The organism is Pseudomonas boreofloridensis (assembly GCF_030580795.1).
Taxonomy (GTDB): domain Bacteria; phylum Pseudomonadota; class Gammaproteobacteria; order Pseudomonadales; family Pseudomonadaceae; genus Aquipseudomonas; species Aquipseudomonas boreofloridensis.
This window is the reverse complement of sequence record NZ_JAUQOQ010000004.1, coordinates 55,913-70,588: the sequence shown is the minus strand read 5'-3', so window position 1 is coordinate 70,588 and position 14,676 is coordinate 55,913. Positions and strand designations below refer to the sequence as shown.

Annotated in this window: 18 protein-coding genes; 16 read left to right on the top strand and 2 right to left on the bottom strand. The window is 60.4% G+C overall.

From position 1 onward, the window contains the following. Nucleotides 1-65: 65 nt before the first annotated feature. On the bottom strand, nt 66-1,373 hold the full coding sequence (locus Q6A47_RS06245; RefSeq protein ID WP_304483584.1) for an OprD family porin: 1,308 nt from the start codon (nt 1,371-1,373) through the stop codon (nt 66-68). A gap of 736 nt (nt 1,374-2,109) precedes the next feature. Here Q6A47_RS06245 and Q6A47_RS06240 point away from each other — a divergent pair. After that, complete coding sequence (locus tag Q6A47_RS06240; protein ID WP_304483582.1) at nt 2,110-2,529, top strand: HIT domain-containing protein; 420 nt, start codon at nt 2,110-2,112, stop codon at nt 2,527-2,529. Nucleotides 2,530-2,531: 2 nt separating this feature from the next. Beyond that, nucleotides 2,532-2,738, top strand: a complete 207-nt coding sequence (locus Q6A47_RS06235; RefSeq protein WP_029611904.1) for a SlyX family protein — start codon at nt 2,532-2,534, stop codon at nt 2,736-2,738. A gap of 21 nt (nt 2,739-2,759) precedes the next feature. On the opposite strand, the gene Q6A47_RS06230 is transcribed toward Q6A47_RS06235, so the two are convergent. Next, the gene (locus Q6A47_RS06230; protein WP_304483580.1) at nt 2,760-3,353 is read right to left on the bottom strand and encodes a cold shock domain-containing protein; all 594 of its coding nucleotides are present in this window, start codon (nt 3,351-3,353) and stop codon (nt 2,760-2,762) included. Nucleotides 3,354-3,629: 276 nt separating this feature from the next. Between Q6A47_RS06230 and Q6A47_RS06225 the strand changes: the two genes are divergently transcribed. From Q6A47_RS06225 to pal, 14 genes are all read left to right on the top strand, one after another. Beyond that, nucleotides 3,630-4,103 carry a Dps family protein gene (locus Q6A47_RS06225; protein WP_029611902.1) on the top strand — a complete coding sequence of 158 codons (474 nt, stop codon included), beginning with the start codon at nt 3,630-3,632 and terminating at the stop codon, nt 4,101-4,103. A 175-nt stretch (nt 4,104-4,278) separates the two neighbouring features. Beyond that, nucleotides 4,279-4,596 (top strand): ribbon-helix-helix domain-containing protein, encoded by a 318-nt coding sequence (locus tag Q6A47_RS06220; protein ID WP_304483578.1) that lies wholly within the window; start codon nt 4,279-4,281, stop codon nt 4,594-4,596. 92 nt (nt 4,597-4,688) lie between these two features. Further along, a complete protein-coding gene (locus tag Q6A47_RS06215; RefSeq protein ID WP_304483577.1) occupies nt 4,689-4,907 on the top strand; it encodes an FmdB family zinc ribbon protein in 219 nt (72 codons plus the stop codon). 94 nt (nt 4,908-5,001) lie between these two features. Then, complete coding sequence (aspS, locus tag Q6A47_RS06210) at nt 5,002-6,777, top strand: aspartate--tRNA ligase (protein WP_039579485.1); 1,776 nt, start codon at nt 5,002-5,004, stop codon at nt 6,775-6,777. A 108-nt stretch (nt 6,778-6,885) separates the two neighbouring features. Beyond that, a complete protein-coding gene (locus Q6A47_RS06205) occupies nt 6,886-7,632 on the top strand; it encodes a YebC/PmpR family DNA-binding transcriptional regulator (RefSeq protein WP_039579483.1) in 747 nt (248 codons plus the stop codon). An 84-nt stretch (nt 7,633-7,716) separates the two neighbouring features. Continuing rightward, nucleotides 7,717-8,241: a crossover junction endodeoxyribonuclease RuvC gene (ruvC, locus tag Q6A47_RS06200; RefSeq protein WP_029611898.1), complete on the top strand. Its 525-nt coding sequence runs from the start codon at nt 7,717-7,719 to the stop codon at nt 8,239-8,241. A gap of 109 nt (nt 8,242-8,350) precedes the next feature. Then, nucleotides 8,351-8,968, top strand: a complete 618-nt coding sequence (gene ruvA / locus Q6A47_RS06195) for a Holliday junction branch migration protein RuvA (protein ID WP_029611897.1) — start codon at nt 8,351-8,353, stop codon at nt 8,966-8,968. Next, nucleotides 8,965-10,011 carry a Holliday junction branch migration DNA helicase RuvB gene (ruvB, locus tag Q6A47_RS06190; protein ID WP_029611896.1) on the top strand — a complete coding sequence of 349 codons (1,047 nt, stop codon included), beginning with the start codon at nt 8,965-8,967 and terminating at the stop codon, nt 10,009-10,011. The genes ruvA and ruvB overlap by 4 nt, the downstream gene beginning before the upstream one ends. Nucleotides 10,012-10,137: 126 nt before the next feature. Continuing rightward, nucleotides 10,138-10,590, top strand: coding sequence for a tol-pal system-associated acyl-CoA thioesterase (gene ybgC / locus Q6A47_RS06185; protein ID WP_029611895.1), 453 nt, complete (start codon nt 10,138-10,140; stop codon nt 10,588-10,590). Nucleotides 10,591-10,592: 2 nt separating this feature from the next. Then, complete coding sequence (tolQ, locus tag Q6A47_RS06180) at nt 10,593-11,288, top strand: protein TolQ (RefSeq protein WP_039579479.1); 696 nt, start codon at nt 10,593-10,595, stop codon at nt 11,286-11,288. 14 nt (nt 11,289-11,302) lie between these two features. Beyond that, nucleotides 11,303-11,755: a protein TolR gene (gene tolR, locus Q6A47_RS06175; RefSeq protein ID WP_029611894.1), complete on the top strand. Its 453-nt coding sequence runs from the start codon at nt 11,303-11,305 to the stop codon at nt 11,753-11,755. After that, the gene (gene tolA, locus Q6A47_RS06170; protein ID WP_029611893.1) at nt 11,752-12,822 is read left to right on the top strand and encodes a cell envelope integrity protein TolA; all 1,071 of its coding nucleotides are present in this window, start codon (nt 11,752-11,754) and stop codon (nt 12,820-12,822) included. Before tolR ends, tolA begins: the two co-directional genes overlap by 4 nt. Before the next feature lie 47 nt (nt 12,823-12,869). Beyond that, a complete protein-coding gene (gene tolB, locus Q6A47_RS06165) occupies nt 12,870-14,120 on the top strand; it encodes a Tol-Pal system beta propeller repeat protein TolB (RefSeq protein ID WP_304483777.1) in 1,251 nt (416 codons plus the stop codon). Nucleotides 14,121-14,173: 53 nt separating this feature from the next. Continuing rightward, the gene (gene pal, locus Q6A47_RS06160) at nt 14,174-14,674 is read left to right on the top strand and encodes a peptidoglycan-associated lipoprotein Pal (RefSeq protein ID WP_029611891.1); all 501 of its coding nucleotides are present in this window, start codon (nt 14,174-14,176) and stop codon (nt 14,672-14,674) included. Nucleotides 14,675-14,676: the final 2 nt, after the last annotated feature.

Sequence of the window (14,676 nt, the reverse complement as noted above, 5' to 3'; positions counted from 1 at the left end):
TGTCAGCCATGAAAAAGCCCGGCGAATGCCGGGCTTCTTCGTGGCGCAACGATGCAAGCCGGGGCTTACAGGATGCTTAGCGGGTATTCGACGATCAGGCGCAGTTCGTCGAGCGAGCCCGAACCGTAGTAGACGCGGTCGCTGGAGCGGTAGGTGGCCTGGCGGACGCGGAAGCTCAGATCCTTGGCAGGGCCTTCCTGCAGGACGTACTTCACGTCGATGTCACGTTCCCACTCTTTGCCGTTGCTTATAGAAACAGTGGGGTCGTTTGGAGAAGCAACGTTGGCGCCGGTCCCGCGCACGTACCGGGTCATGAAGCTCAGGCCGGGCACGCCGAATTCGGCGAAGTTCAGGTCATAGCGCGCCTGCCAGGATTTTTCACCTTCAGCGTTGAAGTCGGATCGGGCCACGGAGTTGGCGAGGAACACGGTACCGCCGCCATCGACGCCGTAACCATAGTCGCCGTCGCCGGTGACTTTCTGGTAAGCCACTGTGAAGGTGTGCGCGCCGAGATTGTAGGCGGCCGAGAGGCTGAAAGCACGGTTGTCCAGCTTGTCACCATCGTAGGCTTTGTACTCGGCGCTGCCAACGCTCTTGGTGTCGTAGATGTTGAAGTCGAACGTCAGGCTCTGTTTGTCGGAGAGCGGCACCGCCCAGTTCACGTTGCCATAGTATTTGCGCCAGTAGTCCTCGACCTTAGAGTAGTAGAGGCTGGTGCTCAGGCCGTCGGTGATGAGGTAAGTACCGCCCAGGACATTGGCCGACTTCAGGTTCAGGCTGTCGTGATTGGTTTCGGCCTGGGCATTCAGTGCGGTGAAGCGACCGGCGTGCAGGGTCAGCCCTTTGATTTCGTTGCTGGTGATCAACGCGCCTTCAGCGGTTTCCGGCAGCAGGCGGCTGTCGTCGGTGGCGAAGACAGGCAGTGCGGTGAATTGCTGGCCGACTTTCAGCACGGTGTCGGAGATGCGGAATTTGACTGCGGCTCCACCCTTGGAGTAATCGTCCTGGGAGCGACGGTCCGAGCCAGTAGGGAACAGGCCGGTGCCCGAATAGCCGCGACCGCTGTCGAGCTTGAGGCCCAGCAGGCCGATGGCGTCGACACCCACGCCGATGGTGCCCTGGGTAAAGCCCGATTCAAAGGTACCGATGAAGCCCTGGCCCCATTCGCGCTGGTCATGACGAACACGGTTGGTGCGATTGGCTGCGGTTTCGGCGTTTCGGTAGTCACGGCTGAAATACAGGTTTCGCATCTTGACGTTCAGCTTGCTGTCTTCGACGAAGCCCTTGGACTCGTCCTGCGAAGAGGCGACAGCCATCTGCGAAGTCCCTGCTGCAACAGCCAGGGCGATCATGCTCCACTTCATCACGCGCATCGTGATTTGCTCCTTTGGTTTAGGAAGAGTACCGCTACGCCCAACTGTTTTTGGTTATACGGGGCAGCGCTTTCTTTTTATGTCCGCGAAAAATGTATATCACGCTGGGTAATCTTGGCGACACCAAAAACGGAACCTTTCGGTAAGTTTATGGTCGTGTCGCTGACAGTTATTTCCATGTCGCAAATCACGCCCCCTTGATCAGGGTTATACAAACTCGGCGCTGCTTGTTCCTCGTAACGCAGCCGTAATGGCAGGGAAGCAAGTCTCGTGGCAAATCCTGCCGCTGTTGTCATTTACCGCGCCTGTGCTGTCTGCGCGGATGACCTGTCGACCTGGCTTTTGCTGAATGCAACAAGCATGCACAAAAACTGTTCCCGTTGATGAAATTTTCACAAATGGCGTGTGGGCACCTCAGATCGCCCGGAAACATGGGGTGTCGAGTGTCTGATGGTATGCCGTGCGTTGAGTGCTGGCTGCGTTTGAATGCTGGCTTTCAGGTCAAGGTGTTACCGTCGACTGTTCATGCTGAGTAGTTTGTGCTGCGTCGCTGTTGGATGGCTGTTTTCTTCGCCTCATTTTGGTGCGAAAAGTAGCGCAGTGTTACCGCTTACGGTGCAGTGGGTTCCAGCGGCTTCATCATGGGGGCGCATGGCCTGCCTGGGACGCCGTCGTCAAGGTATGCTTGCGCTTTTTCGGCGCCCGAGCCGGATCGTGACGAATGGGGAGGTTTGTGGTGTTTGTTCTGGATACGCGTCTACAGCAAGATTCACTGGTGCTGGGGGAGTTGCCGTTGTGCCGTCTGTTGGTCAGTCGGGATGCCAATTATCCCTGGTTCATTCTCGTGCCCCGGCGCCCCGATGTTTGCGAGCTATTCGAGCTGAACGAAGTTGATCGCCAGCAATTGTGGACCGAGGTGACGGCGTTGGCCGAGGCACTGAAGGTCGAGTTTGCGGCTGACAAGATGAACGTCGCCACGCTGGGCAATGTGGTGAGCCAGTTGCACATGCACGTCGTCGTCCGCCACCGCACGGATCCAGCATGGCCCGCGCCAGTGTGGGGGAAGGTGGCTGCGCGCGATTATGCGCCAGGTCAGGTGGACGCCCTGCGTCAACGCATCAAGGCGCTGGCGCTCGATGGTTTCGTGGAGATTTGAAAATGTCGCTGGAGTCACGCGTCATAGAGCTGGAAACGCGCCAAGCTTTTCAGGACGACACTATTCAGGCGCTCAACGATGAATTGGCGGGACAGAGTCGAGTGATCGAGCGCCTGCAATTGCAGATGGCTGAACTGCTCAAGCGCTATGAGGAAATGGTTGGCCAGTACGAAGCCGGAGAGGATGAGCCTCCACCGCCTCATTACTGAGGGCGGCGGAGGCGGCTGGGGTCAGCGGCGTGACACCGCGACCACGTCTTCGGCCTGCAGGCCTTTGTCGCGATGCATCACTGAGAACTCCACGCGCTGGCCTTCGACCAGGACGCGGTGGCCTTCGCCACGGATGGCGCGAAAGTGCACGAAGATGTCATCGCCGCTATCACGCGAGATGAATCCGAAACCTTTCGAGGTGTTGAACCACTTCACGGTTCCGGTATCGCGCTTGCTGGTCTGCGCCGCGTCGGCAGGGTTGCTGCGTGCGAGGCGCGGGCCGCGGGCGAAACCGGCGAACAGGTGCAGAAGCACCGCCAGGGCTGCGCAGAGCAACGCCCACAGGCTGCCGAGTTCGGGGCGGGCAAGCAGGGTAATGGTCTGAAGGATGACCGCGGCCACTAGCAAAGCGCTGGCCAGATTCTGTACCCGTTGACGCATGGTGCGGTAGTAAAGCGGTACTACGGGCGCCAATACCAGGTTGAGTAGCCCAAGCAGGGCCAGGTAAAGGGCGTCAGGCTGTTGCAGTAGAGGTGCAGCGTCGGTTCTGAGGCTGGGTATGAGCGAGAGCAGCAAAGCCGCGACGCCCGTCACCAGATGGACGATCTTGAACATTAGGTGGGCTCACATGGTGGATAAGGCCGATCACAGGAAGAGCTGATGGCACGGTGCGCGAAAGCTGAGGGCGCGATCACGTGACAGTCAGCCTATGCACCCGGCAATAACGGTCCGCACGGGTGGCACGATGCCTATTTAACAGTAAAGCCATGGGCTTCTCAAACCGGCTACCGTAAACGGGTCGATTGAATCGTTTCATGGGAAGCGTCCTACGCGTGTTGGTACAGTCGTTTGGTCTGCTTGATCGTCAAGCCTTATGGAAAGGGGAGATTCATGGCTATTGATATCGGTATCAGTGAAGAAGACCGTAAGTCCATTGTCGAAGGGCTGTCGCGCCTGTTGTCGGACACCTATGTGCTGTATCTGAAGACCCACAACTTCCATTGGAACGTCACTGGGCCTTCATTTCGTACGCTGCACCTGATGTTCGAGGAGCAGTACAACGAACTGGCTCTGGCCGTCGACTCGATTGCCGAGCGTATTCGTGCGCTGGGCTTTCCGGCACCGGGTTCCTACGCGTTCTATGCCCGTCATTCTTCGATCGAAGAGGAGGCCGGGGTGCCGCCCGCCGACGAAATGATCCGTCAGTTGGTGCAGGGGCAGGAAGCTGTAGTGCGCACTGCGCGTAGCATCTTCCCGGTGGTGGACAAGGTCAGCGATGAGCCTACCGCCGATCTGCTCACCCAGCGCATGCAGGTCCATGAGAAAACTGCCTGGATGCTGCGGGTGCTGCTTGACGGTCAGTAACGCTGTACTGCCGGTGTGATTGTGCGCCAGATGGCCCGGGGTCGCGTGTGGGCTCCGGGCCTTTTCGTTGGTGGGAAACGCTTGCTGCTGCTCTGCAACGCCTCAACGGCGCTTCATTGCGCCATCCTGGCGCTGTTGCTCCAGGGGTGATCGATCAGCGACGAGGGGCGCATCTATGGGGCAGGGGAGCAGAAATGGTGGTTGGCCGAGCAAGGATTGCAAGGACCCTTTCAGGGCAGACTTCAACATGATGCTGGTCGTGCCGGTTTCGCGTTCGGTCAGGCTCAATGGTTTCGCCACCTGCCTGCGTCTGGAGGCCGTCTACTGGCGAATTCTCGAGGGTATCGCTCAGGCCAACGGTTGCTCGGTCAGCGCCGTGCTGTCCTATGTCGACCGCGAAGTGCATCTGCGCCAAGGCGGTGTGCGCAACTTCAGTGGGTTGATCCGGGTGATCTGCGTCGCATGGCTGCTGGATCCGCCTCAGACGCACTGATCGCAGGGCGGGCTGCGCTGTACGGCACAACCATATATAATCGCGCTTTTTGCTGCCATGGCAGCCTGCGTTGTGGTTGACGAGAGACCTCCATGCCCCTTTATGACTATCAATGCGCGTCTTGCGACCATCGCCTGGAGGCGTTGCAGAAGATCAGCGCAGCGCCGTTGACCAAGTGTCCCGCCTGCCAGGCACCCGCCTTGAAGAAATTGCTCTCGGTTCCCGGCTTCCGCCTGAGCGGCAGTGGCTGGTATGAAACCGACTTCAAGACCGGCGCGAAAAAGAACCTGGCCGGCGACAAGGCCGACTGAGTTGAATTGCAGCGACAGGGTCTTGCACTATTAGCCTTTAGGGCATGCAAGACCGCCACCGATTACACGAATCACGAGAAGCGAAACCACGATCATGATGCGCAGCCATTATTGCGGCCAACTGAACGAGAGCCTGGACGGCCAGGAAGTCACCCTTTGCGGCTGGGTCCACCGTCGTCGCGACCACGGCGGGGTGATCTTCCTCGATATCCGTGATCGCGAAGGCATGGCCCAGGTCGTGTTCGATCCGGATCGCGCCGACACCTTCGCCGCCGCCGACCGCGTGCGCAGCGAGTACGTGGTGCAGATCACCGGCAAGGTGCGCAAGCGTCCTGACGGCGCAGTGAATGCGAACATGGCCTCCGGCGCCATCGAAGTGCTGGGCTATCAGTTGAACGTGCTCAACGAAGCCGAAACGCCGCCGTTCCCGCTGAACGAGTATTCCGATGTCGGCGAGGAAACCCGCCTGCGGTACCGCTTCATTGACCTGCGCCGTCCGGAAATGGCCGACAAGCTGCGTCTGCGTTCACGCATCACCAGCAGCATCCGCCGCTTCCTCGACGAAAACGGCTTCCTGGACGTCGAAACGCCGATCCTGACTCGCGCCACGCCAGAAGGCGCCCGCGACTATCTGGTGCCCAGCCGCACCCACCCCGGCAGCTTCTTCGCACTGCCGCAGTCGCCCCAGCTGTTCAAGCAGTTGCTGATGGTGGCGGGTTTCGACCGTTACTACCAGATTGCCAAGTGCTTCCGCGACGAAGACCTGCGCGCTGACCGCCAGCCAGAGTTTACCCAGATCGACATCGAGACCAGCTTCCTCGACGAGTCCGAGATCATGGGCCTGACCGAGGGCATGATCCGCAAGCTGTTCAAGGAAGTGCTGGATCTGGAGTTCGGCGACTTCCCGCACATGACCTTCGAAGAAGCCATGCGCCGTTACGGCTCCGACAAGCCTGACCTGCGTAACCCGCTGGAACTGGTGGATGTCGCCGACCAGTTGAAGGATGTCGACTTCAAGGTCTTCGCCGGTCCTGCCAACGATCCAAAATGCCGCGTCACCGCCCTGCGCGTACCGGGCGGCGCTGCCATGCCGCGCAGCAAGATCGATGAGTACACCAAGTTCGTCGGCATCTATGGTGCCAAGGGCCTGGCGTACATCAAGGTCAATGAACGTGCCAAGGGTGTCGAAGGTCTGCAGTCGCCCATCGTCAAGAACATTCCTGAGGCCAACCTCGAGGTGATCCTCGATCGCGTCGGCGCGGTCGATGGCGATATCGTGTTCTTCGGTGCCGACAAGTTCAAGGTCGTCAGTGAAGCCTTGGGCGCGCTGCGCATCCGTCTGGGTCACGATTTCGATCTGCTGACCTGCGAGTGGGCGCCAATGTGGGTCGTCGACTTCCCGATGTTCGAAGAGAACGATGACGGTAGCTTCAGCGCACTTCACCACCCGTTCACCGCGCCCAAGTGCACCCCTGAAGAGCTCGAAGCCAATCCGGCCGGTGCCCTGTCGCGCGCTTACGACATGGTGCTCAACGGCACCGAGCTGGGCGGTGGTTCGATCCGTATCCACCGCAAGGAAATGCAGCAGGCCGTGTTCCGCCTGTTGGGTATCGAGGCCGCGGAGCAGGAAGAGAAATTCGGCTTCCTGCTCGATGCCCTGAAGTTCGGTGCGCCGCCCCATGGTGGTCTGGCCTTCGGTCTGGATCGCCTGGTCATGCTGATGACCGGCGCTCAGTCGATCCGAGAAGTGATCGCCTTCCCGAAAACCCAGAGCGCCGCCGATGTGATGACCCAGGCTCCAGGCCAGGTCGATGCCAAGGCGCTGCGTGAGTTGCACATCCGCCTGCGCGAGCAGACCAAGGTCGAGTGATCGATCTGTGCGCCCCGTGAGCGGGGCGCCTCGCGCTGTCGCGCAGGATTCTTCGCGTTCCGCCCTTCGGGGCGGAACCTGTTTTTGTTTCAAGAATTTGGAGTCGTTATGGCCGGTCATTCCAAGTGGGCGAACATCAAGCACCGCAAAGAACGCCAGGATGCCAAGAGAGGCAAGATCTTCACCAAGTGGATCCGCGAACTGACCGTCGCGGCCAAGCAGGGCGGCGGCGATCCGGCCTCCAACCCGCGTTTGCGTCTGGCGCTGGACAAGGCCCTGGGTGCCAACATGAGTCGCGACATCATCGATCGCGCAGTGGCGCGGGGCGCCGGCACCAACGAAAGCGACAACGTCGAAGAGCTCAGCTACGAAGGCTATGGTCCGGGTGGCGTGGCAATCATGGTCGAGGCCATGACCGACAACCGCAACCGCACCGCTGCCGCCGTGCGCCACGCGTTCGCCAAGTGCGGCGGTAACCTGGGCACCGATGGGTCGGTGGCCTACCTGTTCGAGCGCAAAGGCCAGATCAGCTTCGCGCCGGGTGTCGAGGAAGACGCTTTGATGGAAGCGGCCATGGAGGCCGATGCCGATGATGTGGTCGGCAATGACGACGGCTCCTTCGATGTCTTCACCTCCTTCGGCGCTTTCTACGCCGTGCGGAGCGCCTTGGAGGAGGCCGGCTTCAAGGCTGCGGACGCGGAAATCGTCATGCAGCCGACCACCAGTGCGGAGCTGGATGAAGACGCTGCACAGAAGGTGCTCAAGTTGATCGATATGCTCGAGGACTTGGACGATGTCCAGAACGTCTATTCCAACGCGCAGATCAGCGACGAGATCATGGACAAACTCGGCTAAGGTTTCCTTGGCCTTCAGGGCTGCTTCGCGGGCAAGTCGCCGCAGCGAAGCAGCCGACGCAACGTGTTGACAACTGCAGGCCTTATGACGCTGATTTTAGGTATCGACCCCGGTTCGCGCATCACCGGGTACGGCGTTGTACGCCATACGCCGCGTGGCTGCGAGTACGTGGCTTCGGGATGTATCCGCACCGGCGGTGGTGAGCTGCATGAACGGCTGCAGATCGTCTTTCGCGGTGTCAGCGAGGTCATCCGCTTGCACGGTCCCGTCACCATGGGCATCGAGCGGGTGTTCATGGCGCGCAACGCCGACTCGGCGCTTAAACTGGGCCAGGCCCGTGGTGCCGCCATCGTCGCTGCCGCCGAGGCGGGACTCGAGATCGCCGAATACACCGCCAGTCAGGTCAAGCAGTCGGTGGCCGGAAGCGGCGGGGCCAACAAGGAGCAGGTGATGCTGATGGTGATGCACCTGCTCAAGCTGACTCAGAAACCTCAGATCGATGCCTCCGATGCGCTGGCGATCGCCCTGTGCCACGCCCATACACGCTCCAGTCTGGTGCCGCACGGCCTGACGACTGCGCGTCGACGCGCAGGCCGCTTGCGCCTGTAACCACTTCATGCGCTGATACACATTTTGTCCGGGTGGCGCGTTCACCCGCCGTATTTGCTGATAGGGTTGACCGGTCACTGGCCGGGCAGTCTAGAGAAAGGATCGGAACGTGATTGGACGTTTGCGTGGCACCCTGGCGGAGAAACAGCCGCCGCACCTGATTATCGATGTCAATGGCCTGGGCTACGAGCTGGAGGTGCCGATGACGACGCTGTACCGCCTGCCCAAGGTCGGTGAAACGGTGACCTTGCATACCCATCTGGTGGTTCGCGAGGACGCTCACCTGCTCTATGGCTTCTTCGAAAAACGCGAGCGCGAGCTGTTCCGCGAGCTGATCCGGCTCAATGGTGTCGGTCCGAAATTGGCGCTGGCACTGATGTCGGGCCTGGAGGTGGATGAGCTGGTGCGCTGCGTGCAGGCTCAGGACGCCTCTGCCCTGGTGCGTGTGCCCGGTGTTGGCAAGAAGACCGCCGAGCGCCTGCTGGTGGAACTCAAGGACCGCTTCAAGGCCTGGGAATCGTCCCCTGCCATGTTCACCCTGGTGTCCGATGGACCGCTGCCGGTGGCCAGCACCTCCAGCGCCGAAGCCGATGCGGTCAGTGCGCTCATCTCGCTGGGATACAAGCCGCAGGAAGCGAGCAAGGCGGTGTCGGCGATCAAGGACAAGGCGAGCATGAGCAGTGAAGAGCTCATCCGTCACAGCCTCAAGGGGATGATCGTCAAGTGATCGAAGCCGACCGTCTCATCGCCGCCAGCGGGCGGGATCGCGAAGAGGTCCAGGACCGCGCCATCCGTCCTTTGAGCCTGGACGACTATATCGGCCAGCCAGTCGTGCGCGAGCAGATGGGGTTGTTCATCCAGGCCGCGCGCGGCCGCCACGAATCGCTCGACCATACCCTCATCTTCGGTCCGCCAGGCTTGGGCAAGACCACGCTGGCCAATATCATCGCCCATGAGATGGGCGTTTCGGTCAAGAGCACATCCGGCCCCATCCTTGAGCGCCCTGGCGACCTGGCGGCGATGCTGACCAACCTGGAACCGCACGATGTGTTGTTCATCGACGAAATCCACCGCCTGTCTCCGGTGGTCGAGGAAGTGCTCTATCCCGCCATGGAGGATTTCCAGCTCGACATCATGATCGGTGAAGGGCCGGCGGCACGCTCGATCAAGCTCGACTTGCCGCCCTTCACGCTTGTCGGCGCCACCACGCGCGCTGGCATGCTCACCAATCCACTGCGCGATCGCTTCGGTATCGTCCAGCGCCTCGAGTTCTACAGCAATCAAGACCTGGCAACCATCGTCAGCCGCTCCGCGCACATTCTCGGTCTGGTCATCGAAGACAAGGGCGCCTTCGAGATCGCCCGTCGTGCCCGTGGTACGCCACGTATCGCCAATCGGCTACTGCGCCGTGTACGTGACTATGCCGAGGTTCGCGGCAAAGGCCAGATCAGCAAAGACATCGCTGACATGGCGCTCAACCTGCTGGACGTGGACGAGCGCGGTTTCGATCACTCCGACCGACGCCTGCTGCTGACCATGATCGAGAAGTTCGACGGCGGTCCGGTGGGCGTCGACAACCTGGCTGCGGCCATCAGCGAGGAGCGCCATACCATCGAGGATGTGCTGGAGCCTTATCTGATTCAGCAGGGCTATATCATGCGCACGCCACGCGGTCGTGTGGTCACCCGCCATGCCTACCTGCATTTTGGTCTGAACATTCCTGGACGCTTTGCCGAGGGAGGAGAATTTTCCGATCCTGACGATCTGTAATCGATCAAATCGGGCATTTCGTGGTCATAGCGCCAGCACCTTGAGGCAGAGCGAACATCATCCCATTTCCAGGCAAAAAAACAGTTGCCGGAGCGGATTGGCAAGCTGAGGAGTAAGCACTAGAGTATGCGCGCGCAAAATCGGCCAGAGCCGTTCGCACATCGCTGTCGGGTTTATTACGAAGATACCGATGCGGGTGGGGTGGTGTACTACGTCAACTATCTGAAATTCATGGAGCGTGCTCGCACAGAGTGCCTGCGCCATCTGGGGTTTTCCCAGTTTGAGCTGGCAGAGCAGGGCCTGTTGTTCGTCGTCCACTCCAGTGAGGCCCGCTATCATGCGCCTGCGCGACTGGACGATGCGCTTCGAGTGACTGCGCAAGTGCTTGAACTCAATCGCGCCAGCCTGCGCTTCGTGCAGCAGGTGTGGCGGGAAAAGGATGAAACGCTGCTCTGCGAAGGGCAGTTCCTGGTGGCCGCCGTGCGCGCCGACACTTTCAAACCCCGGGCCATTCCCGTCGAACTGCGCGACGCGTTCATCGCGCACGGCTCGGGTACTCAATCGAACGCAGGAGAATAAGCGTGGAAGCAAACGTCGTCGACCATACCTCCATGTGGAGCCTGGTCGCCAATGCCAGTGTGGTGGTTCAGCTGGTGATGCTGACTCTCGTGGCAGCCTCGGTGACCTCTTGGATCATGATCTTCCAGCGCAGCACCATGCTGCGCGCCGGTCGTCGTGCGCTGGACGCTTTCGAGGAGCGCTTCTGGTCGGGTATCGACCTGTCCAAACTGTATCGTCAGGCAGGCAGCAACCCTGATCCGGATTCCGGTGTGGAGCAGGTTTTCCGTGCCGGTTTCAAGGAGTTCTCGCGCCTGCGTCAGCAGCCGGGGGTCGACCCTGATGCGGTCATGGAAGGCGTAGGGCGCGCCATGCGCGTGGCCATCTCGCGCGAGGAAGAAAAGCTCGAGCAGAGCCTGCCGTTCCTGGCGACTGTCGGTTCCACCAGTCCGTACATCGGTCTGTTCGGTACCGTCTGGGGCATCATGAACTCCTTCCGCGGACTGGCCAGCGCCCAGCAGGCGACCCTGGCCACTGTGGCTCCGGGTATCGCCGAGGCGCTGGTCGCCACTGCGATCGGCCTGTTCGCCGCGATTCCTGCGGTCATCGCCTACAACCGCTTCGCCGCGCGCAGCGAGACCTTGATCGGTCGCTATTACACGTTCGCCGACGAGTTCCAGGCGATTCTGCACCGCAAAGTGCACACCAGCGAAGAGTAATCAGGTAGACATCCATGGCCCGAGTTCGCCACAAACGCAAGCCGGTCGCCGAGATGAACGTGGTGCCCTACATCGACGTGATGCTGGTGCTGCTGGTCATCTTCATGGTGACTGCACCCATGCTCAACCAGGGCGTGAAGGTCGACCTGCCCAAGGTTTCCAGCGAAGCCTTGCCGCAGGACAACAACGTCCAGATCCTCACCATCTCGATCAAGGCCGACAAGACCTACTACTGGAACCTGGGCAGCGAAGTCGATACCGACAAGCAGATGGCCAAGGCCATGACACTGCCAGAGATGACCGGCGCGGTGACCAAGATCATCGCTGCTGGTCGTGACCAGGGCAAGCAGACCCAGGTGTTCATTCGCGGTGACAAGGCCGTCGACTACGGCGCAGTGATGGGCGCCATGGGCGGTTTGCAGAAGGCCGGTGTCGGTAACGTTGGCCTGATTACCGAGGCGCCCTGATGCAACAGCGAGAGCCATCCGCCTCGGAAAGCTACTTCTGGCCCAGCGTCTGGGCCATCGGCCTGCATGTCCTGGTCTTCGCCCTGCTGTTCGTCAGCTTTGCCATGACGCCGGAGCTGCCGCCGTCCAAACCGATCGTCCAGGCTACGCTCTATCAGCTCAAGTCCAAGAGTCAGGCAACCACCCAGACCAATCAGAAGATTGCCGGGGAGGCGAAGAAAACCGCCTCGCGCCAGACTGAAGTCGAGCAGATGGAGCAGAAGAAGGTCGAGCAGGAAGCGGTGAAGGCGGCGGAACAAAAGAAAGCCGACGCTGCTCAAAAGGCCGAAGAAGCTCGTGAGGCCGCTGAGGCCAAGAAAGCCGAAGAGGCTGCCAAGGCCGCCGACGCGAAAAAAGCCGCCGAGCAGAAGAAGGCAGAAGAGGCCAAGAAACAGCAGGCCGACATCGCCAAGAAGAAGGCCGAGGACGAAGCCAAGAAGCAGGCTGAGGAAGAGGCCAAGAAAGCGGCTGCCGAAGAGGCCAAGAAGAAAGCCGCTGAAGACGCCAAGAAAAAAGCGGCCGAGGACGCCAAGAAGAAAGCGGCGGCAGCCGAGGACGCGAAAAAGAAAGCAGCCGAGGAGGCCAAGAAAAAGGCCGCTGCGGATGCGCAGAAGAAAAAGGCCCAGGAAGCGGCTCGCAAGGCGGCTGAGGACAAGAAGGCGCAGGCGCTGGCCGAATTGTTGTCCGACACCACCGAGCGACAGCAGGCGCTGGCCGACGAGCAGGGCGACCAAGTGGCGGGTGATTTCGATGACCTGATCCGTATGCGCGCTGCCGAGGGTTGGGCAAGGCCGCCTTCGGCTCGCAAAGGCATGACGGTCGTGCTGCAGATCAACATGCTCCCGGACGGCACCATCACCAACGTGAGTGTGGCCAAGTCCAGTGGCGACGGGCCGTTCGACAGCTCGGCGGTAGCGGCGGTGAAGAACATCGGCCGATTGACTGAAATGCAGGGCTTGAAGCCGAACGAATTCAATCCGTATCGTTCGTTCAAGATGACATTTACACCTGAGGATCTTGCGTTGTGATTAAACGTCTGAGAGGACTGCTGGTCGTGCTCTGCTGCGTGGCAGGCATGGCGGTGGCAGAGGAAAAAAACATCCTGGTCACCAGCGGTAGCGACCGGGCAACGCCTATCGCAGTGGTGCCATTCGGCCTGCAAGGCGGCAGCGTGCTGCCCGAGGACATGGCCGACATCATTGGCAACGACCTGCGTAACTCGGGTTACTACGCGCCTATTCCACGGCAGAACATGATCAGCCAGCCGACCCAGGCCAGCGAAGTCATCTTCCGTGACTGGAAGGCGCTGGGCGCGCAGTATGTGATGGTTGGCAACGTGGTGCCCTCAGGCGGTCGCCTGCAGGTGAGCTACGCGCTGTTCAACGTCGCCACCGAGCAGCAGGTGCTGACCGGCAGCGTCGGCGGCAGCATCGATCAGTTGCGTGACATGGCGCACTACATCGCCGACCAGTCGTTCGAGAAACTCACCGGTATCAAGGGCGCGTTCTCCACACGCATGCTCTACGTGACCGCCGAGCGCTTCTCGACCAACAACACCCGCTACACCCTGCAGCGGTCCGACTATGACGGTGCGCGTGCGGTGACCTTGCTGCAGTCTCGCGAACCGATCCTGTCGCCACGTTTCGCACCCGATGGCAAGCGCATCGCCTATGTCTCGTTCGAGCAGCGACGTCCGCGCATCTTCGTGCAGAACATCGACACCGGTCGTCGTGAGCAGATCACCAACTTCGAAGGCCTCAACGGTGCGCCGGCCTGGTCGCCGGATGGCAATCGCCTGGCGTTCGTGCTGTCCAAGGACGGTAATCCCGACATCTACGTGATGAACATGGGTTCGCGTCAGATCAGCCGCGTCACTGCTGGCCCGGGCATCAACACCGAGCCATTCTGGGGTAAAGATGGCAACACCCTCTACTTCACCTCCGACCGTGGCGGCAAGCCGCAGATCTACAAAACGTCGGTCAGTGGTGGTGGTGCCGAACGTGTGACCTTCGTCGGTAATTACAACGCCAACCCGAAACTCTCGGCAGATGAAAAAACGCTGGTGATGATCCATCGTCAGGACGGTTTCACCAACTTCAAGGTGGCGGCACAGGACTTGCAGCGCGGAAGTGTAAAGATTCTCTCCGAAACCAGTCTTGATGAGTCTCCCACTGTTGCACCCAACGGCACCATGCTAATCTACGCCACCCGCCAGCAGGGCCGGGGAGTCTTGATGCTCGTGTCGCTTAACGGCCGTGTGAGGCTCCCACTTCCTACCGCTCAAGGCGAAGTCAGAGAACCGTCCTGGTCCCCCTACCTGAACTGATTGCGGCGTAACAATATTGCTTAACACACTGGGGTTTCATTAGGAGTTTCACGATGGAAATGCTGAAGTTTGGTAAATTCGCTGCGCTGGCTCTGGCCATGGCTGTGGCCGTAGGTTGCTCCTCCAAGGGCGGTGACAATGCTGGCGAAGGCGCAGCAGTTGATCCTAACGCTGGCTACGGTGCAAACACCGGCGCTGTCGACGGTTCCCTGAGCGAAGAAGCCGCTCTGCGCGCTATCACCACCTTCTACTTCGAATACGACAGCTCGGACCTGAAGCCAGAAGCCATGCGCGCTCTGGACGTTCACGCCAAGGACCTGAAAGCCAACGGCAATCGCGTTGTTCTGGAAGGCAACACCGACGAGCGTGGTACCCGCGAGTACAACATGGCTCTGGGTGAGCGTCGTGCCAAGGCTGTTCAGCGCTATCTGGTTCTGCAGGGCGTTTCCCCTGCTCAGCTGGAACTGGTTTCCTACGGTGAAGAGCGTCCGGTTGCCACCGGCCACGACGAGCAGTCCTGGGCTCAGAACCGTCGCGTAGAACTGCGTAAGTAAGT

Coding starts and splice junctions, on each gene's coding strand:
- Q6A47_RS06215 (WP_304483577.1), top strand. CDS start 4,689: ATGCCCCTTTATGACTATCAATGCGCGTCTTGCGACCATCGCCTGGAG.
- Q6A47_RS06220 (WP_304483578.1), top strand. CDS start 4,279: ATGGGGCAGGGGAGCAGAAATGGTGGTTGGCCGAGCAAGGATTGCAAG.
- tolR (WP_029611894.1), top strand. CDS start 11,303: ATGGCCCGAGTTCGCCACAAACGCAAGCCGGTCGCCGAGATGAACGTG.
- Q6A47_RS06245 (WP_304483584.1), bottom strand. CDS start 1,373: ATGCGCGTGATGAAGTGGAGCATGATCGCCCTGGCTGTTGCAGCAGGG.
- ybgC (WP_029611895.1), top strand. CDS start 10,138: ATGCGCGCGCAAAATCGGCCAGAGCCGTTCGCACATCGCTGTCGGGTT.
- Q6A47_RS06205 (WP_039579483.1), top strand. CDS start 6,886: ATGGCCGGTCATTCCAAGTGGGCGAACATCAAGCACCGCAAAGAACGC.
- Q6A47_RS06225 (WP_029611902.1), top strand. CDS start 3,630: ATGGCTATTGATATCGGTATCAGTGAAGAAGACCGTAAGTCCATTGTC.
- Q6A47_RS06230 (WP_304483580.1), bottom strand. CDS start 3,353: ATGTTCAAGATCGTCCATCTGGTGACGGGCGTCGCGGCTTTGCTGCTC.
- tolB (WP_304483777.1), top strand. CDS start 12,870: ATGGCGGTGGCAGAGGAAAAAAACATCCTGGTCACCAGCGGTAGCGAC.
- aspS (WP_039579485.1), top strand. CDS start 5,002: ATGATGCGCAGCCATTATTGCGGCCAACTGAACGAGAGCCTGGACGGC.
- pal (WP_029611891.1), top strand. CDS start 14,174: ATGGAAATGCTGAAGTTTGGTAAATTCGCTGCGCTGGCTCTGGCCATG.
- ruvC (WP_029611898.1), top strand. CDS start 7,717: ATGACGCTGATTTTAGGTATCGACCCCGGTTCGCGCATCACCGGGTAC.
- Q6A47_RS06235 (WP_029611904.1), top strand. CDS start 2,532: ATGTCGCTGGAGTCACGCGTCATAGAGCTGGAAACGCGCCAAGCTTTT.